Origin of the sequence: Mycoplasma aquilae ATCC BAA-1896 (genome assembly GCF_048074525.1) — a bacterium.
Classification (GTDB): Bacteria; Bacillota_I; Bacilli_A; order Mycoplasmatales; family Metamycoplasmataceae; genus Mycoplasmopsis; species Mycoplasmopsis aquilae.
Window position 1 is genome coordinate 114,930 of record NZ_CP182208.1, and the last position, 20,291, is coordinate 135,220.

Annotated in this window: 27 protein-coding genes and 2 pseudogenes; 27 read left to right on the plus strand and 2 right to left on the minus strand. The window is 32.0% G+C overall.

The features are described from left to right. Positions 1 to 16 precede the first annotated feature (16 nt). The 27 genes and pseudogenes from ACM0IS_RS00490 to rplO all read left to right on the plus strand — a co-directional run bounded on the left by ACM0IS_RS00490 (position 17) and on the right by rplO (position 16,411). Positions 17 to 1,210, plus strand: a complete 1,194-nt coding sequence (locus ACM0IS_RS00490; RefSeq protein WP_416756331.1) for an acetate/propionate family kinase — start codon at positions 17 to 19, stop codon at positions 1,208 to 1,210. Then, a complete protein-coding gene (gene coaD / locus ACM0IS_RS00495; RefSeq protein WP_416756332.1) occupies positions 1,200 to 1,631 on the plus strand; it encodes a pantetheine-phosphate adenylyltransferase in 432 nt (143 codons plus the stop codon). Before ACM0IS_RS00490 ends, coaD begins: the two co-directional genes overlap by 11 nt. Further along, positions 1,624 to 2,217: a ribosome biogenesis GTP-binding protein YihA/YsxC gene (gene yihA, locus ACM0IS_RS00500; RefSeq protein ID WP_416756334.1), complete on the plus strand. Its 594-nt coding sequence runs from the start codon at positions 1,624 to 1,626 to the stop codon at positions 2,215 to 2,217. The genes coaD and yihA overlap by 8 nt, the downstream gene beginning before the upstream one ends. After that, positions 2,204 to 3,139, plus strand: coding sequence for an MAG1430 family protein (locus tag ACM0IS_RS00505; protein ID WP_416756335.1), 936 nt, complete (start codon positions 2,204 to 2,206; stop codon positions 3,137 to 3,139). The genes yihA and ACM0IS_RS00505 overlap by 14 nt, the downstream gene beginning before the upstream one ends. Positions 3,140 to 3,319: 180 nt before the next feature. After that, positions 3,320 to 4,753: a pyruvate kinase gene (gene pyk, locus ACM0IS_RS00510; RefSeq protein WP_416754661.1), complete on the plus strand. Its 1,434-nt coding sequence runs from the start codon at positions 3,320 to 3,322 to the stop codon at positions 4,751 to 4,753. A gap of 123 nt (positions 4,754 to 4,876) precedes the next feature. Next, positions 4,877 to 6,529: a ribonuclease J gene (locus ACM0IS_RS00515; protein WP_416756336.1), complete on the plus strand. Its 1,653-nt coding sequence runs from the start codon at positions 4,877 to 4,879 to the stop codon at positions 6,527 to 6,529. 70 nt (positions 6,530 to 6,599) lie between these two features. Beyond that, on the plus strand, positions 6,600 to 6,941 hold the full coding sequence (locus ACM0IS_RS00520) for a thioredoxin family protein (protein ID WP_416756337.1): 342 nt from the start codon (positions 6,600 to 6,602) through the stop codon (positions 6,939 to 6,941). A gap of 201 nt (positions 6,942 to 7,142) precedes the next feature. Continuing rightward, positions 7,143 to 7,451, plus strand: coding sequence for a 30S ribosomal protein S10 (gene rpsJ, locus ACM0IS_RS00525; RefSeq protein ID WP_416754667.1), 309 nt, complete (start codon positions 7,143 to 7,145; stop codon positions 7,449 to 7,451). A 27-nt stretch (positions 7,452 to 7,478) separates the two neighbouring features. Beyond that, a pseudogene (gene rplC / locus ACM0IS_RS00530) lies at positions 7,479 to 8,102 on the plus strand (50S ribosomal protein L3); the annotation flags it as partial. Between the two features lie 170 nt (positions 8,103 to 8,272). Beyond that, positions 8,273 to 8,968: a 50S ribosomal protein L4 gene (gene rplD / locus ACM0IS_RS00535; RefSeq protein ID WP_416756338.1), complete on the plus strand. Its 696-nt coding sequence runs from the start codon at positions 8,273 to 8,275 to the stop codon at positions 8,966 to 8,968. Further along, positions 8,968 to 9,441, plus strand: a complete 474-nt coding sequence (rplW, locus tag ACM0IS_RS00540) for a 50S ribosomal protein L23 (protein ID WP_416756340.1) — start codon at positions 8,968 to 8,970, stop codon at positions 9,439 to 9,441. Before rplD ends, rplW begins: the two co-directional genes overlap by 1 nt. 106 nt (positions 9,442 to 9,547) lie before the next feature. Next, a complete protein-coding gene (gene rplB / locus ACM0IS_RS00545; RefSeq protein WP_416756341.1) occupies positions 9,548 to 10,393 on the plus strand; it encodes a 50S ribosomal protein L2 in 846 nt (281 codons plus the stop codon). After that, a complete protein-coding gene (gene rpsS / locus ACM0IS_RS00550; protein ID WP_416738616.1) occupies positions 10,393 to 10,671 on the plus strand; it encodes a 30S ribosomal protein S19 in 279 nt (92 codons plus the stop codon). The genes rplB and rpsS overlap by 1 nt, the downstream gene beginning before the upstream one ends. Next, positions 10,671 to 11,012: a 50S ribosomal protein L22 gene (gene rplV, locus ACM0IS_RS00555; RefSeq protein WP_416756342.1), complete on the plus strand. Its 342-nt coding sequence runs from the start codon at positions 10,671 to 10,673 to the stop codon at positions 11,010 to 11,012. The genes rpsS and rplV overlap by 1 nt, the downstream gene beginning before the upstream one ends. Before the next feature lies 1 nt (position 11,013). Further along, on the plus strand, positions 11,014 to 11,667 hold the full coding sequence (gene rpsC, locus ACM0IS_RS00560) for a 30S ribosomal protein S3 (RefSeq protein WP_416741781.1): 654 nt from the start codon (positions 11,014 to 11,016) through the stop codon (positions 11,665 to 11,667). Further along, positions 11,667 to 12,089, plus strand: coding sequence for a 50S ribosomal protein L16 (gene rplP, locus ACM0IS_RS00565; RefSeq protein ID WP_416754680.1), 423 nt, complete (start codon positions 11,667 to 11,669; stop codon positions 12,087 to 12,089). Before rpsC ends, rplP begins: the two co-directional genes overlap by 1 nt. Further along, positions 12,089 to 12,283 (plus strand): 50S ribosomal protein L29, encoded by a 195-nt coding sequence (gene rpmC / locus ACM0IS_RS00570; protein ID WP_416755536.1) that lies wholly within the window; start codon positions 12,089 to 12,091, stop codon positions 12,281 to 12,283. The genes rplP and rpmC overlap by 1 nt, the downstream gene beginning before the upstream one ends. A 2-nt stretch (positions 12,284 to 12,285) precedes the next feature. After that, complete coding sequence (gene rpsQ / locus ACM0IS_RS00575) at positions 12,286 to 12,555, plus strand: 30S ribosomal protein S17 (RefSeq protein ID WP_416741784.1); 270 nt, start codon at positions 12,286 to 12,288, stop codon at positions 12,553 to 12,555. Continuing rightward, entirely contained in the window at positions 12,555 to 12,920 is a 366-nt protein-coding gene (gene rplN / locus ACM0IS_RS00580; RefSeq protein ID WP_416754682.1) for a 50S ribosomal protein L14, read from the plus strand. Before rpsQ ends, rplN begins: the two co-directional genes overlap by 1 nt. A gap of 19 nt (positions 12,921 to 12,939) precedes the next feature. Further along, a complete protein-coding gene (gene rplX / locus ACM0IS_RS00585; protein WP_416741786.1) occupies positions 12,940 to 13,272 on the plus strand; it encodes a 50S ribosomal protein L24 in 333 nt (110 codons plus the stop codon). A gap of 1 nt (position 13,273) precedes the next feature. Continuing rightward, on the plus strand, positions 13,274 to 13,819 hold the full coding sequence (gene rplE / locus ACM0IS_RS00590; protein WP_416741787.1) for a 50S ribosomal protein L5: 546 nt from the start codon (positions 13,274 to 13,276) through the stop codon (positions 13,817 to 13,819). After that, positions 13,819 to 14,004: a type Z 30S ribosomal protein S14 gene (locus ACM0IS_RS00595; protein WP_078746939.1), complete on the plus strand. Its 186-nt coding sequence runs from the start codon at positions 13,819 to 13,821 to the stop codon at positions 14,002 to 14,004. Before rplE ends, ACM0IS_RS00595 begins: the two co-directional genes overlap by 1 nt. 2 nt (positions 14,005 to 14,006) lie before the next feature. After that, positions 14,007 to 14,402 carry a 30S ribosomal protein S8 gene (gene rpsH, locus ACM0IS_RS00600; RefSeq protein WP_416738626.1) on the plus strand — a complete coding sequence of 132 codons (396 nt, stop codon included), beginning with the start codon at positions 14,007 to 14,009 and terminating at the stop codon, positions 14,400 to 14,402. A gap of 12 nt (positions 14,403 to 14,414) precedes the next feature. Further along, positions 14,415 to 14,954, plus strand: coding sequence for a 50S ribosomal protein L6 (gene rplF / locus ACM0IS_RS00605; RefSeq protein WP_416756344.1), 540 nt, complete (start codon positions 14,415 to 14,417; stop codon positions 14,952 to 14,954). Between the two features lie 24 nt (positions 14,955 to 14,978). Continuing rightward, positions 14,979 to 15,329: a 50S ribosomal protein L18 gene (gene rplR, locus ACM0IS_RS00610; RefSeq protein WP_416741790.1), complete on the plus strand. Its 351-nt coding sequence runs from the start codon at positions 14,979 to 14,981 to the stop codon at positions 15,327 to 15,329. 2 nt (positions 15,330 to 15,331) lie between these two features. Next, positions 15,332 to 15,967: a 30S ribosomal protein S5 gene (rpsE, locus tag ACM0IS_RS00615; protein WP_416754687.1), complete on the plus strand. Its 636-nt coding sequence runs from the start codon at positions 15,332 to 15,334 to the stop codon at positions 15,965 to 15,967. Positions 15,968 to 15,976: 9 nt separating this feature from the next. Continuing rightward, positions 15,977 to 16,411, plus strand: a complete 435-nt coding sequence (rplO, locus tag ACM0IS_RS00620) for a 50S ribosomal protein L15 (protein WP_416756647.1) — start codon at positions 15,977 to 15,979, stop codon at positions 16,409 to 16,411. 278 nt (positions 16,412 to 16,689) lie between these two features. On the opposite strand, the gene ACM0IS_RS00625 is transcribed toward rplO, so the two are convergent. Both ACM0IS_RS00625 and ACM0IS_RS00630 read right to left on the minus strand, forming a co-directional pair. After that, on the minus strand, positions 16,690 to 18,339 hold the full coding sequence (locus ACM0IS_RS00625) for an IS1634 family transposase (RefSeq protein WP_416756345.1): 1,650 nt from the start codon (positions 18,337 to 18,339) through the stop codon (positions 16,690 to 16,692). A gap of 346 nt (positions 18,340 to 18,685) precedes the next feature. Next, a pseudogene (locus ACM0IS_RS00630) lies at positions 18,686 to 20,281 on the minus strand (IS1634 family transposase). Positions 20,282 to 20,291: the final 10 nt, after the last annotated feature.

Genomic DNA, 20,291 nt, shown 5'->3' on the forward strand with positions numbered 1-20,291 from the left:
AATAAAGGAGAAAGAAATGAATCAAAAAGTTTTAGTTATTAATGCTGGAAGTAGTTCAATTAAATTAAGTTTATTTGATAAAGAAACTTTAGAACTAATTGCTAGCGGTATTGCTGAAAGAATTACCTTACCAGAAGGAAACATCGTTTTAAAATACAATGGTGAAAAATATGAAAGAGTTGTAGCTATGCCTACACACGAAGAAGCAGTTAATGAGTTATATAAATTAATGCAAGAAATTAACTTAATTTCTAATCCTGATGAAATCTCTAACATTGGATTTAGAATTGTGCAAGGTGGAACATATTTTGATCGCACAACTAAAGTAACAGATAAAGAAATTGCTTTAATTGATGAATGTTCAATGTATGCACCTTTACATAACCCAGGAGCAGTTCAAGCGATTTTAGGATTTAGAAAAGTTTTCCCACACGCTAAATTATCTGCTGACTTTGATACAGCATTCCACACAACAATAGATAAAGTTAATGCAACATATGCAATCCCTAAAAAATTAACTGAACAATACAAAATCAAACGTTATGGTGCTCATGGAATTTCACACCAATACATCTCAGAAAAACTAGCTCAAATCCTAGGCAAAGAAACTGTAACATTTGTTAACTTACACTTAGGAAATGGTGGTAGTTTATGTGCTATCAAAGATTCAAAATCATTTGATACTTCAATGGGACTAACACCACTAGCTGGAATTATGATGGGAACTAGAAGTGGTGATATTGACCCTTCAATCCATGAATTCGTATGCAAACAAACAGGTATGGGAATTGAAGAATTTACTAATGTGCTAAACAAACAAAGTGGTTTATACGGAGTTTCAACAGTTTCAAGTGATATGCGTGATATTACAGCAGCTGCTCGTAACGGAAATGAAGATGCAGCTTTCGCTCTAGAACTATATGCACAAAAAATTGCTGACTATACAGCTTTATACGCTAACAAAATTGGTGGAAATCCAGACGCTATAGTATTTACTGCTGGAATTGGTGAAAACGTAGCATTAATTAGACAAATGGTAATTGATAAGCTATTTTTCAAAAACATTAAGCTAGATAATACAGCAAATACTGCACCATTTGATGAATATGCATTAATTTCTACACCAGATAGTGAAGTTAAAGTTTTCGTTATCCGTACTAATGAAGAATTAGTTATTGCACGTGATGCATTAGAAATCTATGCTAAATAATAAAACTGCCTTGTATGCCGGATCATTTGATCCATTCCATCCAGGACACCAAGCAATTGTGACTAAAGCCTTGCAATTGTTTGATTGACTTTACCTTGTAGTAACATGAAACCCTGATAAGGATAATTGCTCGCAGGTTAGCAAAAATTATCAAATTATAAAAGACTTGTACCAAAACGAGCCTAGGGTAATTGTGCTACAAAATACCACTAAATTAACCGCACACCTAGCTAAAGAACTAGGGGTACGATGACTAATTCGTAGCGCCAGAAACAATAGCGACTATGGATATGAATTAGAATTAGCTTGTGGAAATAAAGAATTAAATCCTGAGCTAGAAACTATATTAATAGTCCCAGATTGCCAAGATATTAAATATCAATCTAGATTAATCAGACATAAGGAAAAATTCAATGTTTAAATTCGTAAAATCAGCTACTAAAAAAGAAAATTGATACGAGCATCCCTATAATGAGATCGCTTTTTGGGGACGCTCAAATGTGGGCAAGAGCTCATTAATTAACACGATTGTTTCAAATAAGAAACTAGCTAAAGTGTCTAAAACACCAGGAAGAACACAACTTTTAAACTTCTTTCAAAATGAATATGGAGCAGTCTTTGTTGATCTACCCGGTTATGGATATGCCAAAGTGTCAAATTCTATCTTAGTTGAAATGAACAAAATGATTGATGAATACATTATTAATCGTAGCAATCTAAAATGTTTATATTTATTAATTGATGCAAGACATGGGATTACTAAAACTGACGTTGAACCAATTGAGTTTTTAACTCGTGTTGGTGTGCCTTTTAAAATCGTTTATACTAAAGCAGATAAATTAAAACAAAAGGAAAAACATCAATTATTAAAGGATATACAAACTGCTAGGCAGTTATATGGGCCATTTCAATATTTTATTGTCTCAAGCGAAACTAAAATAGGAATTAATGACTTAATTAATGATATTAATGATACCTTATCAGGAGAAAATTATGAAGAAAAGTAATAAGCTATTTATAGCCTATGGAATAATTGGGGCCTTTGCACTTGGTGGGATAATTGGAACATCTATTTCAATTGCACAGCAACAAAAGAAATTAACTCTAGTACAAGAATTAGATAAGTATCAATTGCAAAAAACCTCTAGTTTAAAACAAGATGTCTTAGCATCACAATACGCAAGTAATCGACTGCAAGAAGAATTAAAAGAAGAAAAAGAAAAGTGAGATAGTGGTGTTTGAAGTAAAGAATTAAAAATCGTTGAATTATTAACTCAAAAAGAAGTAGTTGATAATGATGGTAAAAAACCAAAGGTAAAATTTTATCTATATGATAAATCTAAACCATTAGCAGCAATTTTTAATAAAGATGATTATTCATTAATTAAATTTAAGTCATATGCCAACGATTTTGAGGGTGTTTTATATCTTGAAGTAACTTACCCAGTTACAAGTGCTATGAAAGCACAAGATGCTTCATTACAAGACAGTGTAACTAAAGTATACACACTTTCAGGTTTTAAAAAGTTCCCTGAATTTAACTCATATCAATCAAGTAATACTATTTCGATTTCTGCTAAAGAATCTGATATTACACATGACTTTGATTCAGTAGCTAAATTTAAAGCAAGTTATGATCAAATGCTAGCGGATATAACGAAATCTAGCCAAGCTAGCGTGGATCGAGAAACTTGGTTTAAGAAATATTTCGACTTTATCTTAGCTCCGGTAACAGCAATTGATTGAGATAAAGTTACTTTAGAATTCCAAAATAATACTGTTCAAATTCATTATACTTATGGTTATCAAGTACTTGCGGCAAGTAAAAATGACCTAAGTAAGGTAAGAAGTTTTTACCCACAAAATGATGCCCAAGGTATCCAAACCTTTAATAATATTTTTAAAGCAGAAGAAAAAAATATTGCTTAATAACATTCCTTGTTAATTTTCAAATTAACAAGGTTTTTTCTATGCCTTGCGCATTGACATAAATGCGCCAAAATGCATTTTTTAAAAACTTTAAGTCCTAAAAATAGGTAAGAAATAAATTTTTAAAATTGTTGTTATTAGTGATAAAATACATATATAAAAATTACTTATAGGAGTATTATGAAAATTACTGATAAAAGAACTAAATTAGTAGCTACTATCGGTCCATCAAGTGATAACTACGACATGTTACTTTCACTTGTGGAAAATGGTGTTACAACAATTAGAGCTAACTTTAGCCACGGTTCACACGAAGAACAATTAAACAAATTCAAATTAGGAAAAAGAGTTTCACAAGAACTTAAAATCCCTGTTTCATTAATGTTAGATACAAAAGGACCAGAAATTCGTATCGGAAAAATGAAGGATGGTGCTCAAGTAGTACAATCAGGTTCTGAAGTTTTAATTCACACAACAAGTGATAAATACCAAACTTTAGAAGGAACAGCTACAGAAATCACAGTTGCTTACGATATGGCACAAGATTTAGCTGTTGGAAACCAAGTTTTAATTGATGATGGTAAATTATCAACAGTTGTTACAGAAGTAGGTAAAGGATACGTTAAAGTTAAAGCTGAAAACACACACAAATTAAAGACAAACAAACGTGTTAACTTACCAGGTGTTGACTTCTCATTACCATTCTTAGCTGAAAAAGACATCAACGACGTTAAATTCGGAATTGAAAATGGAATTAACTACGTTGCTGCTTCATTTGTTAACTCAGCACGTAATGTTAAAGAATTAAGAAAATTACTTGATGAAAATGGTGGAAGCCACATTCAAATTTTCTCAAAAATTGAATCTCACCTAGGATGTGTAAACATCGATGAAATTATTGAAGCATCAGATGGTATCATGGTTGCTCGTGGAGACTTAGGACTTGAAATTCCTTACTACGACGTTCCTTACTATGAAAAAATGATGATCAGAAAATGTCGTGAAGCTGGTAAACCAGTTATCGTTGCAACACAAATGTTAGACTCAATGGAAAACTCACCTCACCCAACACGTGCAGAAGTAACAGACGTTTACTATGCAGTTGAATTAGGTGCTGACTCAACAATGCTTTCAGGAGAAAGTGCAAACGGATTATTCCCACTTGAAGCTGTTAAAACAATGTCTGCTATCTCAAGAAGAGCAGAAAAAGAATTCTACGCAAGAAACTACTATGATGTGCAACTTGAAAAAGTTTGAGCAAATTCAGACCAATCAAACAAACGTTCACAAATCGCTTACAAAATTGCTGAAAAAACAAAAGATGGAAAATACAAATTTGTTGTTACATTGTCTAGAACTGGAACATTATTAAAAGAAGTTGCTAAATTTAGACCAAATTCAACAATCATCGGTGTAGTTAACAACCCATTATTAGTAAACGCTTTTGGATCATACTCAAGTGTTTGAACATCTGTTGATTCTGAAGCTTTATTCCCATTAATTAAGAAAGATCACGAAAATGCTGTTACAGCTCTTGAACCATACGGAATTCAAAAAGGTGACCAATTCTTAGTTGTTGAAAACGATGTTATTACAGAACACGTTGTTAAATAATTAACTATTTAAATATTCGCTAATTGTGGCGGATATTTTTTTGCTTTAATGTTATAATTAAGCTAGTTAATAAATAATTATTAATTTTCATACAATCACAAAATAATACAACAGGAGAAAATAATGGATAATGTTAATATTTTTGCTCTAGGTGGGCAAGACGAAAATGGTAAGAACTGCTATATTTTTGACCATAATAATGATATTTATGTAATTAATGCAGGCGTAAAGGTACCAATTGATGCAAATAATGGTGTGGATACTTTAATTCCTGACTTTAGTTATTTAATTAAAAATAAGGATAAAATTAAAGGTATCTTTATTACTGATATTAAGAATGAAACGTTCTCAGCTTTACCTTGATTATTAATGAAAATTCCTAACTTGCAAATTTATACTTCAGCCTTTAATAAAGTTATGGTGCTTGAAAGAATTTCAAAATATGGAATTGATCAAAAAAGCTTTAAAATCAATACTTTAAGAGGTAAAACTAAAATTGGGTCAGTAGATGTTATTCCATTTAATTTAACTGGTTCAATGCCAGGGAACACTGGATTTAACTTTTCTACAGCTGCAGGTGATTACATCTTTATGTTTAACTATGTAGAAGGTGATTTAGGCATTTATGGAAGAACTAATTTTAAATCTCTAGCTAACTATTTTAGTCACAAGCCAGTTATTGCTTTAGTAACTGATGCAGGACGTAGCAATGTTACTGGTCGGGCAATTGATAAATATAAATCAAACCCTAAACTTAATGCTGCCTTTGAAAATACTGCTAAAGATAAACGAATAATTGTAGGGGCTTATGGTGAGGAAATGGTTTCAATACAACAAGTAATTGATCTAGCTATCAAACACAATCGCCCAATCATTCCTTATGGAAAAACATATGCTGACTTACTTTATTTAATTTCTAAATTTAGTGATAATGTTAAGCTACCTGAAGTAGTTGATTATAAATCAATAACAAAATATGATAATGCAGTTATTTTAGTTACAGCAGCTACTGAACGTTTATATAATCGTTTTGAAAGAATTGCTTCAGAAAAAGATGTTTATTTAAAACTTAATAGTGATGATACTATGATCCTTATGGCGCCTCCAGTAAATGGACTTGAATCTAAGTATGCTGAAATGATGGATTTAGTTGCAAAAATCACACCTAATATTTATGAAATATTGGATAATGATTACTTCTATTTGCGTCCAACTAAAGAAGATTTATTAAATTTAGTAAAACACCTTAAACCAAGTTACTTTATTCCGACTCAAGGTTTATATCGTTATTTAGTAGGGGCTAGTGAATTCATTTGTGATGAACTAGGCAAGAAACAAAGTATCGATCCAGTTGTGCTACTAAACGGGAAAATAGCGCACTTCCAAGGTGATAAGTTATTTAGTCACAATGGTAAGATTAAAGAAGTTGGAAACACCATTATTGATGGTTTTGGAGTAGGTGATATTTCTTCAGAAGTTATTGCTGAAAGAGAAGCTTTAGGAAGAGAAGGAGTTATAGTTATTAATGGTCTTTACTCACCTAAAACTAAGAAAATTGTTGGACAATTACATATCAGCTATATTGGTGTAATTGACCAAAGTGAAATTGAAGAAACTAATGCATTAATTACAGATTTAATTGTTGAAGTATTTAAGACTAAAACATTTACCTCAATGAGAGAAGTTAATGAAAAATTAAGAAAAACTATCCGTAAAAAGATCTTTAAACTTAAAGATAAAGACCCGATGGTAGCTTTAACATTAACTACAATTTAATAATTCAAAAAACACATTTATACTGTAAAATAATACAGATAAATGTGTTTTTATTTATAAAGGAGAAAATATGTTTAAACAAATGTCTTGAAAAGATGCACAAGCTGTTATTGAAACTAACCCTGCTGATCATCTTTTATTTTTAAATTTTACAACCACTTGATGCGGCGATTGCAAGATGATGAAACCAATTGTTGAATCAGTAGCAAATGAATATGAGCATAATAACAAAATCACTTTCATTAATATCGATGCTGAAGAAGCTAAATTATTTAGAGAACATGATAATAAATGAAAAATACTTAAGGTACCAACTATGTTATTACTTCAAGGTGACGAGATTTTAGAACGTGGTTACGAGTACATGCCAATGCAAATTTTAAGCAACTGAATTAGTAAAAAAATCTCATAATAGCCTTCGTGATACACCAAGAGCAGTTGTTAAAAAAATAAGCAGAAAAAACCTTTCTGTTTTTTTATTTTTTCAATATAATACAAAAGCAACTATAGCTGTGATTTTTAAAGGTTGCTAGCTTGCCAAGATTCAGTTGTCGAGGACGAGTTAGGTTTTTTAAAAGGAGCTATTGTTCAAAAGAACAAAAGGAGACAACACATGAGTAAACTAAATATCAAAGTTAAAGGGTTTGACCACTCATTAGTTGATCAAGCTGCTAAGAAGATTTTTACAGTAGCAAAATCAGCTGGTGCTGAAAAAGTTAGTGGACCAATTCCTTTACCTACAAAAAGAGATGAAGTTACTATCTTAAGATCTGTTCACATTAACAAGAAATCACGTGAACAATTCGAAAGCAGAACACACCAAAGATTAGTTGTAATTACCAATCCTTCTGCTGAAACACAAGATAAATTAAACAGACTTGAATTACCAGCTGGTGTGGATATTCAAGTTAGAGTAAAATAAATTTAATACCCAATTTAAGGAGAACAAATGAAAGGAATCTTAGGACGTAAAGTTGGTATGACTCAAATTTTTACAGAATCTGGTAAAAGTGTTCCAGTTACTGTAATAGAAGTACAACCAAATGTTGTGTCAAAAGTTTTAACAGCTGACAAAAATGGTTACGTTGCAACTCAACTTGCTGTATTTGATAAAAAAGCAAATCGTGTTAACAAACCTGAATTAGGTCACTTTAAAAAAGCTGATACAACACCTAAGCGCTTCGTTAAAGAAGTTCGTGATATGTCAGGTTATGAACTTGGAAGTGAAATTAAAGCTGACATATTTACATCAGGTGAATTAGTAGATGTTACAGGAACATCAAAAGGAAAAGGATTCGCCGGAACAATTAAAAGACACAATCAACACATTGGACCTAAATCTCACGGTGGAGGTGGAGGATCTCAACCTGTTAGACAAACTGGATCACTTGGGGACATCGCAGGTAACAGAGTGTTTAAAGGTATGACAATGCCAGGGCAACTTGGAAATGTTAAAACAACAGTTCAAAACCTTGAAATCGTTAAAGTTGATGTGAAAAACAATTTAATTTTAATTAAAGGTTCAATTCCAGGACCTAAAAAATCTTTCGTAGTAGTTAAGGAAGCTGTTAAAGGTCTTCCAAACCGTGAAGGAATCAAACTTGTTGACATTGAAGAAGTTATGTTAATGAACGAATTAATCGAAAAAGCTAAAAAATTCAACATTGAAGTTACAGTTGGAATGAACTCAACTGAATTATCAGCATTAATCCAAGAAGCTGAAGAAAAAGGAGATAAATAGTTATGGCTGAAACAGTTAAAAAATCAACAAAAGCAACAACAGCTAAAAAAGCTACTGCTCCTAAATCAGCTAAAGTAACAGTTGCTAAAGACAAGAATGTTACAAAAGCTGCTTACAAAGCTGAATTACCTGCTAAATTATTCGCAAGTGAAAAAATTTACGAACAAGCAATTTTCGATTCAATTCTTTCAGAAAGAGCTTCAAGAAGACAAGGAACACACAAAGTTAAATCACGTGCAGAAGTTTCTGGTTCAGGTAAAAAACCATGAAGACAAAAAGGTACAGGACGTGCAAGAACAAGTTCTACACGTACACCTATCTGAGTTGGTGGTGGTAGAGCATTTGGTCCTACAGCCAACAGAAACTACTCATTAAAAGTTAATAAGAAAGTTAAACTTGCTGCATTCATTTCAGCATTAACATTATTAGCTCAAGACAATGCAGTATTAGTTGATGATCTTGCTTTAGAAGCAGTATCAACAAAAGCTATGGCTGCTAAATTAGCTGAATTAAACTTAAGCAACTTAAGAAACGTATTAATCGTTACTGAAAGTGAAACAGTTTACAAATCAGCAAGAAACATCTCAAACGTTGTTTTATCAAAAGCTAACTCATTAACAGTTGAAAGATTAATCGGAGCAGACGTTATGGTTATTTCAAATGAAAGCTTAAAACTATTAGAAGGGAAAGTTAAATAATGGAATTAACAAGAGTTATCATTGCACCAGTTCTTACAGAAAAATCAGATATTCAAAGAGCTAACGGTGTTTATACTTTCAAAGTAGATTACAAAGCTAACAAACACCAAATCGCTGAAGCTATCGAAACAATCTTTAATGTAAAAGTTGAATCAGTTAGAACAATTAAAGTTGAAAAACAACCTAAAAATGTTGGACGTTTCCACGGATTTACAAACCGTTATAAGAAAGCTATGGTTACTTTAAAAGCTGGTTCAGATATGAACTACTTACCAGCTGATGAAGAAGAAGCAACATTAGTTGCTGAAGAAACTAAAGCAAAAGAAGCTGCAAAAGCTGACAGAGCTGCTAAAAGCGCTGATGTTGAAAAGAAAGCTGCTGCTAAATTAGCTGCTAAAAAATCAACAGCTACAAAAGCAACAAAAACAGTTGCTAAAAAAGCTACTACAAAACGTAAAGTTGGTGGAGAATAATAATACTCCGATGAACTTTCGGAAAACAATTTAATTTAATGGGGTAAAAAAGCTTGCTTAAAAGACAGACCCCCAACTATTTTTAAGCAAAAGGAGAAAAGACACAATGGCGATTAAACATTATAAGCCAACGACAAATGGTCGTAGAAACATGTCTTCTCTTGATTACAGAACAAACTTATCAGGTCACGCTCCAGAAAAATCACTTTTAGTGAATTTAAGAAACAACGCTGGACGTAACAATCAAGGTAAGATTACTGTTAGACATCACGGAGGGCGTGTTAAAAGATTCTACAGAATTGTAGACTTCAAACGTAACAAAGATAACATCCCTGCAATTGTTAAAACAATTGAATATGATCCAAATAGATCAGCAAACATTTGCTTATTAGCATATGCAGATGGAGAAAAAAGATACATCCTTGCTCCTAAAGGTATTAAATTAGGACAAATCGTAGTTTCAGGAACAGAAGCTGATATTATGGTAGGTAACTCATTACCACTTGCAAACATTCCTGAAGGTACATTCGTACACAACATTGAAATGCAACCAGGAGGTGGAGGGGTTATAGCTCGTTCAGCTGGAACTTCTGCACAAATCTTAGGTAAAGACGAAGATGGTAAATACGTAGTGTTAAGATTAAAATCAGGTGAAACACGTCGTATTTTAGCTCGTTGTCGTGCAACAATTGGTGTTGTAGGAAACGAAGAACACTTACTTGTTAATGTTGGTAAGGCTGGAATCAACAGACATAAAGGTATTAGACCAACAGTACGTGGATCAGTTATGAACCCTGTAGACCACCCACATGGTGGAGGGGAAGGTAAGCAACCAGTTGGACGTAAAGCTCCACTTACACCTTGAGGTAAGAAAGCTCTTGGAGTTAAGACAAGAAAAACTAAGAAATCTTCAAATAAACTTATTTTAAGAAGAAGAAAGGATTCTAAATAATGGCACGTAGTCTTAAAAAAGGTCCATTTGCTGACGAACACTTACTTAAAAAAGTAGATGCAATCGTTGAAGGAAATGCACCAAAAAAACCAATTAAAACTTGATCAAGACGTTCTACAATCTTCCCAAGCTTCGTAGGATTAACATTCGCAGTACACAACGGAAAACAATTCTTAGAAGTTTACGTAACAGATGACATGGTAGGACACAAATTAGGAGAATTCGCACCAACAAGAACATTCTCAGGTCATGGTGCAGATAAAGGTAAGAAGAAATAATGGCACAACAAGCAAAAGCACACGTTAAATTACAAAGAGTTAGTGTTTCTAAAGCAAAATTGGTAGCAAACCTTTTCAGAGGAAAAGATGTTACTGTTGCATTAGGACTTCTACACAACGTTAACAAGAAATCAGCTCCTATTTTTATCAAGTTATTAGAATCAGCAGTTGCAAATGCTACACACAACCACGGTATGGATGCAACTAAATTATATGTAAAAGAAGTTTATGTAAATGAAGGCCCTACTCTTAAGAGATTCCAACCAAGAAGTCAAGGACGTGCTTACTCAATCTTAAAACGTACATCTAATTTATCAATAGTATTAGAGGAGAGAAATTAATATGGGACAAAAAGTTAATCCAAATGGATTCCGTTATGGTGTTACAAAAGCACACAACTCAACATGATTTGCAGACAAAGATAACTTTGGAACATATTTAGTTGAAGACGCTAAAATCTATAAATTTTTCGATAAATTAGTACGTCAATACCAAATTGGTCAAGTAGAAGTTAAACGTAACAGAGATAATAAAGTTACAGTTGTACTTCACACAGCAAAACCAGCAGCAATTCTTGGAACAGAAGGTAAAAATGTTCAAGAATTAACAGTTCAATTACAAAAGAACTTAAAGAACAAGAACTTAAATGTAAACATTCAAGTTGTTGAACTTAAAAACCCTGATTTAAACGCAAGATTACTTGCAGAAATGATTGCTACAAAATTAGAAAACCGTGAAAGTTTCCGTTCAGCACAAAAGATTGCTATTAGAAATGCAATGCGTGCTGGAGCAAAAGGAATTAAGACATCAGTTAGTGGACGTCTTAACGGTGTTGATATGGCTCGTACAGAAGGATATTCTGAAGGTGAAATGAAATTACATACATTAAGACAAAATGTTGACTACGCTACAGCAACAGCTAGAACAACATACGGTGCTATCGGTGTTAAAGTGTGAGTATCATTAGGTGAAATTTTGGAAGGGGAAAATAAATAATGCTTCAACCAAAAAGAACAAAATACAGAAAACCATTTGTTGTTAAACACGACAAACGTAGAGCTACAAAAGGAAACACAGTAGCATTTGGTGAATTCGGATTACAAGCTACAACATCAGCATGAGTAACAGCTCGTCAAATCGAGTCAGCTCGTATTGCTGCTACACGTAGAATGGGTCGTGAAGGACAAGTTATTATCCGTATATTCCCACACTTTGCCAAAACATCTAAACCTATCGGAGTTCGTATGGGTTCAGGTAAAGGTACACCAGAATTATGATATACAGCAGTTAAAGTAGACACAATGATGTTTGAAGTTGGTGGAGTTCCAGAAGATGTTGCACGTGATGCTTTACGTCTAGCTGGACACAAATTACCTGTTAAATGAAGAATCGTTAAAAAAGAAGAAGGAGATAAATAATGCTTTACAACGAATTAAAAGAAAAATCAGTTGAAGAATTACAAACTCTTGTAGCTCAACTTAAAGCAGAATTATTTACTTTAAGATACAGAAATGTTACAGGTGATTTAAAAGAAACACACAAAATTGCACTTATTAGAAAAGACATTGCTAAAGCTCTTACAGCTTTAAATGAAAAAAAAGGAGCTAAATAATTATGGAAAGAAACACAAGAAAAACACTTGTTGGTACAGTTGTTTCTGCTGGTAAATCAGCTAAAACAATTATTGTTGCAGTTGACACATACAAAACACACCCATTATATTCAAAACGTTTCAAATCTACAAAGAGATTTGCAGTACACGATGAAAATCAAGTTGCTCAACTAGGTGATATCGTTTTAATCATGGAAACTAGACCACTTTCAAGAACAAAACACTTCAGACTAGTTGAAGTTAAACAAGCAGCTACAGAAGGACAAAACTAATGTTACAAGAATTATCAAAAGCAAACGTTGCTGATAACTCAGGTGCTAAAGAAATCGGAGTTATCCGTATCTTAGGTGGGTCAAGAAAGAAAGTAGCAAACATTGGTGATATTATTGTATGTTCAGTTAAAAAAGCTATTCCAAATGGAATGGTAAAAGAAGGTCAAGTTGTTAAAGCAGTCGTTGTTAGAACATCATACGGAGTACACCGTGATAATGGTTCATACATTCGTTTTGATGATAACGCTGTAGTATTACTTAAGGAAGATTTAACACCACGTGGAACACGTGTATTCGGACCAGTTGCTCGTGAATTACGTGAAAAATTCCCTAAAATTGTTTCACTTGCACCAGAAGTATTATAGGATTTAAGGAAAACAAATTATGAACAAAATTAAACTTAGAAAAAATGACGAAGTAATCGTTATTGCCGGTAAAGAAAAAGGTCAAACAGGAACAATTGAAAAAGTATTACACAACGAAAACAGAGTTATTGTTAAAGGATTAAACTTTATCAAGAAACACAACAAACCTTCACAACAAAACCAAGATGGTTCAATTACAGAAAAAGAAGCTCCAATTCATGTTTCAAACGTGCAATTATTAGTTAAAAAAGCAACAAAAGACAAACCACACCAATCTTCAAAATTAGGATACAAAATTGATGCTAAAGGAAACAAAGTAAGAGTAGCAAGAAAGACAGGAAAGGAAATCTAATATGCTTAAAAATGTTTATTTAGAAAAAGCAGTTCCTGCTTTAAAAGAAAAATACAATTACAAATCATCAATGGAAGTTCCTAGAATTGAAAAAGTTGTATTAAACATGACTGCTGGAAAAGAAATTAATAATTCAAAAGCAATCGAAGAAGTTTTAAATGAATTAACATTAATTTCATCACAAAAACCATATCAAACAACAGCTAAAAAATCAAACGCTTCATGAAAATTACGTGAAGGAATGCCTATGGGTGGAAAAGTTACACTTCGTAGAGACAGAATGTGAGATTTCTTAGACAAATTAATTAACGTGGCAATGCCTCGTATTCGTGACTTTCGTGGTGCAAATCCTAAAGCATTTGACGGAAGAGGAAACTACAACCTTGGAATTAAGGAAGAAATCATCTTCCCAGAAATCGAATTTGACAAAATTCGTAGAATCAAGGGACTTGATGTTATTATTGTAACAAACGCAAAAACTGATGCAGAAGCAAGAACATTACTTGAATCAATCGGTGTACCATTTGACAAAAAAGGAGCTAAATAATGGCTAGAAAAGCATTAATTGAGAAAGCAAAACGTCACCCAAAATTCTCAACACGTGCTTACACACGTTGTGAATTATGTGGACGTCCACACTCAGTATTAAGAAAATATAAAGTATGTCGTATCTGTTTTAGAAATCTTGCTCACGAAGGTAAGATTCCAGGTATGAAGAAAGCGAGTTGATAATTATGTTTATTACAGATCCAATTGCAGATTTAGTTGTTCGTATTAAGAACGCTAACATTAGAAAACATAAAACAGTTACAATTCCTTATTCAAAACAAAAAGAAGCTATCGTTAAGCTTATTTTAGATGAAGGGTACATTGCATCATACGCAATCGAAGGTGAAGGCGTAGATAAAAATATTGTTGTTACATTAAAATACAAGAAAAATAAATCAGCTATCGTTGACTTTAAGAGAGTTTCAAAACCAGGTCTTAGAGTTTATGTTAAAGCTGAAGAAATTCCAAGTGTTATTTCAGGATTTGGTACAGTTATTATTTCTACATCAAAAGGACTTATGACAGGAAAAGAAGCTAGAAAGGAAAATGTAGGTGGTGAAGTTATCGCTTACATTTGATAATAGGTAATTAGTATGTCTCGTGTTGGAAATCGTGTTATCAACGTTCCTGCTGGAACAACTATTACTGTTGAAGGAAACAAAGTTACTGTTTCTGGAAAACACGGAACTCTTGTTAGAGAATTCAGTCCTTTAATCACAATCAATGTAGAAAACAACCAAGTTACAACAGTTCGTGCAAACGAAGAAAAACACACCAAACAATTACACGGTACAACAAACTCATTAATTTCAAACATGATCAAAGGAGTTACAGAAGGATTCCAAATCGATCTTGAAATTAAAGGGGTTGGGTACAAAGCTGAACTTAGAGGAAATGAAATCGTTGTTAATGCTGGATATTCACACCCAGTATCTAAAAAGATACCAGCTGAATTAAAAGTTACAGTTGCTAAACCAACAGAAATTTCTGTATTCGGAAACGATAAAGAAATCGTTGGACAATTTGCTGCTGTAGTTAGAGCTATTAGAAAACCTAATGTTTACTCAGGTAAAGGTATTTCATACAAAGGCGAAAAAATTAGACGTAAAGAAGGGAAAACAGCTTCTAAATAGTTTAGAGGTTGTTAGGTTACAATTATGAAAGCAAAATCAAGAAACGCAGCTAGAAAAGTTAAACATGTTCGTTTACGTCAACACATCAGTGGTACAGCTTTAAGACCACGTTTAAATGTGTTTAAATCACACCAAAACTTTTACGCTCAAGTTATTGATGACACTAAAGGTGTTACATTATTATCAGCTACAACACTTCAAAAAGGTGTTTATGCAGGTAACATTGCATCAGCAGCTGAATTAGGTAAAAGAATGGGACAAGAAATGGTTAAATTAGGTATCAAAGAAGTTGTATTTGATCGTGGTGGATACTTATACCACGGTAGAGTAAAAGCTTTTGCAGACGCAGTTAGAGAACAAGGAGTTAAATTCTAATTATGGAAAACAATAAAGAAGTTAAAGCAACAGAAGTTGCAGGTACACAAGAAGTTGTAGCTAAAAGAGCTCCTAGAGCTCCAAGAAAAGCTAACGAAGCAGAACAACAACGTCCACGTCGTAATGCTGGCGCAAATAGAAAACCACGTGCTCAAAGATTTGAATCAGAATTTAGTGAAAAAGTTGTTGACATTGCTCGTGTTACAAAAGTTGTTAAAGGTGGAAGAAGATTTAGTTTCTCAGCATTCGTTGTTGTAGGAAACAAAAAAGGTCTTGTAGGATTTGGACACGGTAAGGCTAACGAAGTTCCAGATGCTATTAGAAAAGCTATCAAAGACGCTCAAAACAACCTTGTATCAGTTCCAGTTGTAAACGGAACATTACCACACGAAATCAATGCTAAATTCTTAGCTTCACGTGTATTATTAAAACCAGCTCCTAAAGGAAAAGGACTTATCGCTTCAGGTACAGTTCGTGCAGTTGTAGAACTAGCTGGTTACACAGACATCGTAACAAAAACATACGGATCACGTTCAAAATCTAACGTAGTTAAAGCAACAGTAAAAGCATTACAAAACTTAAGAACAGTTGAAGAAATTGCAGAAATCAGAGATAAACAAGTAAAGGATTTTCAATAAGATATGGCTATAAAATTAAATAATTTAAAATTTTCTGAAGGTTCAAGACCTGACAAACACCGTAAAGGTAGAGGTCACGCAGCTGGTAAAGGTAAACAAGCTGGTAAAGGACAATCAGGACAAAACAAACGTAAGGGTCACAGACTAGGATTCGAAGGAGGACAAACTCCTTGATTCCGTAGAATTGGTAAACGTGGATTTACAAACGTTAACCACATTGAATATCAAATTATCAACTTATCTGATTTAGAAGCAAAATTCAACGATGGTGATGTAATTACTTTAGAAACATTATTTGATACAAACTTAATCAAAAGACAAATGCCTGTTAAACTTTTAGGTAATGGTGAATTAACAAAGAAATTAACAATCTATGTTCACAAAGCATCTGCTTCAGCTAAAGAAGCATTTGCTAAAGTTGGTGGAACAATCAACGAATTATAATAATCATTTCAAGCCAAGCGCAAGCTTGGTTTTTTTATTTTAAAATAACGCTTAAGATTGTGTATAATAAAAAGAAATAAACGAGGTAATATGATCACAGTAATTAATCACCCTTTGATTAATATCAAACTAACAAAAATGCGCCAAGAAAGCACTACACATAGCGAATTTAGAAACAATTTAAATGAGATTGCATCTCCTACGTTTCCTGAGTTTCGGAGTTTTATGGGTCAAAAAACGAATAGTCCTATATTATGGGGCTATTCGTTTTTCATACATTAAATTACTTGTACAAATTTTTTAAATATCGTTTCGATTGTTTCATAATCTGAAATATGGTCTGAGTTTTGAGTGTTTTTAATATAAATTTCTTCTTTAACTTCACCATTTACAACTTTCACTACCTTTTCAGCTGATTTTATCGCTGTGATAAGTCTATCATTAGAAAATTTATCAATAACTCCTGTGCTTGCAAGAACTGTATTGATCTTGTGAAGTAGAAATTTTATAATAACAAGAGATATGAAGCACAAAATTAAATGCGCATTAATGTGATCATCAGTTCATACATACATAGGTCTAACTTGAAGTGATGACTTCATTGTTCTAAAGTTTTCTTCTATTTGTCATTGTTTTGCATAAATATTCACCACTTCTTCTGGTGATAAGTCATGTCTTGAAGTTTCATAAATATAAAATCCATCTAATTGACTGTCTTGACTTAATTTTTGGCTATCTAATTCATAAAATGAACTTCCAATTTTCTTAAAGAATCTATATTTTTTACCACTGGTTAGCTTGCTTGCTTCAACTAATCCATTTTTGTTTTTTAACTTGTTAAAGTTATCAATTAATATTTGTCTGTCTGCTTTATCTTTTGCTGCTCTTTTTTTACTAAATGTAACAATTCTTCTTCTAACTATACCATTAGGTCTTTTTTTATTAAAGAGTGAAACAACTTCTTGCTCTTTAAATTTGAATTCTTCATTTCCTTGATAATTACTTTCATCGAGCACGTATTCTTTAAAAGCTTTAGTTCCTGTTTTTAATCTATAAGAAATTACATAATCTATTCCTTTTTGCTCTAGAAATCTAAGGTTTTTAGAAGTTGACATTCCTTTATCAGCAATAATGGTTACATTTTTAATTTCGTATGTTTTAAGCATTTCTAAAATAAATGGGATAAATGTGTTTGCGTCTGCTGTATTTCCTTTAAAGGTTTTAAAATGAATTGGAATTCCATTTCCATCTGTTGCCATTCCAACCACCACTTGGTCTTCTTTGAATTTTCCATCTTTTGAATATCCACTGTGTCTTAATCCTGAACGGGAAAAACTTTCAAAATACATTGTTGTTGAGTCATAGAAAACTAATTCAACTTTTCTTGTTGTGTTTTTCATTATTTTTTCATTAACTTTATTTAGAATTGCTTTTTTATTTTGATTAACCAGATCTAGTAGTGTATAGTATCCATCTTTACTTGTTTCTGGAGCACCTTCATATTTATACTTATCTTTATGCATTAATATGTAACTTTTCGCATCAATGATTCTGCTAGCAATTGTGTATTTTAAAAGTTTTTCAAGGTCTTTATGTCTTGTTTTTGGCAGGGCATTAAAAATCTCAAATTTATCAATTACACTGTAAAGTGTATTAATACCATAATTCACATTGTATACCTCGGTTTGAGAAGAATTTAATGCAAACATTATGCTTTGCTTAATTTTTTCTTTTGAATCATCAATATTTAAAGTCTCACATACATTTTTAATTACATTTATCGGGTCCGAACATAATGTTTCGAGTTTTTCTAATCTTCCAATTCCAACTTGGTTACTATATCCTTTCCCATATCCATTTGATGTGGCAACTGAAATATATGTGTGATCTTTTCTTTTGTGTTTTATTAGTATGAACTTATCTGACATATTCATATTATAGCACTTTATACAAGTAATACAAGTAGAAAAATAATAAAATTTAGAAGAATTAAAAAAGTCCATATATCTTTGATATATGAACGTAAAACTTTTAAAATAATTGTTGTTTTTTCAGGCTCAAACTCCGAAACTCAGGAAAAGAAATAAACGAGGTAATATGATCACAGTAATTAATCACCCTTTGATTAATATCAAACTAACAAAAATGCGCCAAGAAAGCACTACACATAGCGAATTTAGAAACAATTTAAATGAGATTGCATCTCCTACGTTTCCCAGCAGTAGCATAATAAAATAAACCAGCCACAGTGAATGCTGTAGTTGGCTTGAAACTTTATTTAATATTTAAATGATTAAAAATATTTAATATTAATTGGTAGTCTTCCCAGCTTTGTTGTAAGGCTGGGTTTTTAATTTCGATTGTATTTATAAGTTTTTTGTCAAAATAGTGTTCAACTTGTTTAACATCATTAATCATAGTAATGATTCTAGATGTAGTCATTTTATCCTTCTTAGCAAGACCTAAAAAATCATTAATTTTATAGGTAAGGAATTTTAACATTACTAAAGAAAGAAAACATAAACAAATATATCCTTGTATATTTTTTCATGTAGAAAGATACATTGGTCTTAATGATAATGCGCCTTTTAATGTTCTAAAGTTTTCTTCAGCCTGTCATTGTTTTGCATATAGCTCAACGATTTCAGTTTCTTTAAGATCAACTCTATTAGTTTCGTAAACATAAAATCCATCGAATTTTTCATCTTCTAGGACTTTATCATAGTCTAATTCATAAAAACCTGACTTATCTGTTGGTTTAAAGAAACGATATTTCTTTCCTCCAACCATATCTTCATATGACACTTTTCCATTTTTAGCTTTCTTATTGAAGTTATCAATAAGAATTTTTCTATCTTCATAGTCTTTTTTGCTCTTTTTTCACTAAAAGTGATTATTTGTTTTCTAGTGTGACCATTTTTTCTTCCATTACGGTATAGAGATATTATCTCTCTGCTCTTATATAAGAGTCCATTTTCATTAATGTAATCCTTTTCGCTAAGAACATATTCTTTGAATTCTTTTGAACCTTTTTTCATTCTGTATGAAATAATGTAATTTAGTTTTTATCTTCTAAAAATCTTATATTTTTATTTACAGACATTCCTTTATCAGCAATAACAGTAACTGTGGTTATGCTGTATATTTTTGCAGTTCAAGTATAAAAGGAATAAAAGTGGATGAATCAGCTGTATTTCCGGGGAAAACTTTGTAGTGCACTGGTATACCATTACTATCAGTGGCGAGTCCAATAACGATTTGGTCTTCTTTAAATTTTCCATCTTTTGAATAACCTGGTTTCTTATAACCATCTCGACTAAATGTTTCAAAATAAGCTGTTGTTGAGTCAAATCAAACTATACTTACATCTCTTTTGTACTCATTTTTCATGGTTTCATTTATATTGCTTAAGTATTTGATTTTTGTTATCAGCAATATATTCTAGTGATCTATAAAACGAATTTTTAGAATAAAAATCTTGTTTTTCTTTAGTTGCATTTTTGTACGTAGCATAAACACTTAGTGGATTTTTAATTCTTTGATATATTTGTTGCTTTACAACATCATTTAAACTTACTGATTTTGTAGTTTTACAATCCTTGAAAATATCAAAATAATCAATTAATCGAGAAATTAAGTCGAATCCAACAAATTTTTCATATGTCTCATTTATTTTAGGGCTTTTATTTTTGATCTTTTATTAATTTCATTAATAACCTCTTCTTTTGTCATTGAGAGAGGAAGAGTTTTTATAATTTGTTTTATTTTTTCGACTGAATTTTCTTGGTATTTATCAAAATCTTCTTCATATCCTATCCCGAATCTTACAGCATATCCTGTTTTGTTTGTGCTTTGATATCCAACAGATATATAAGTTCCT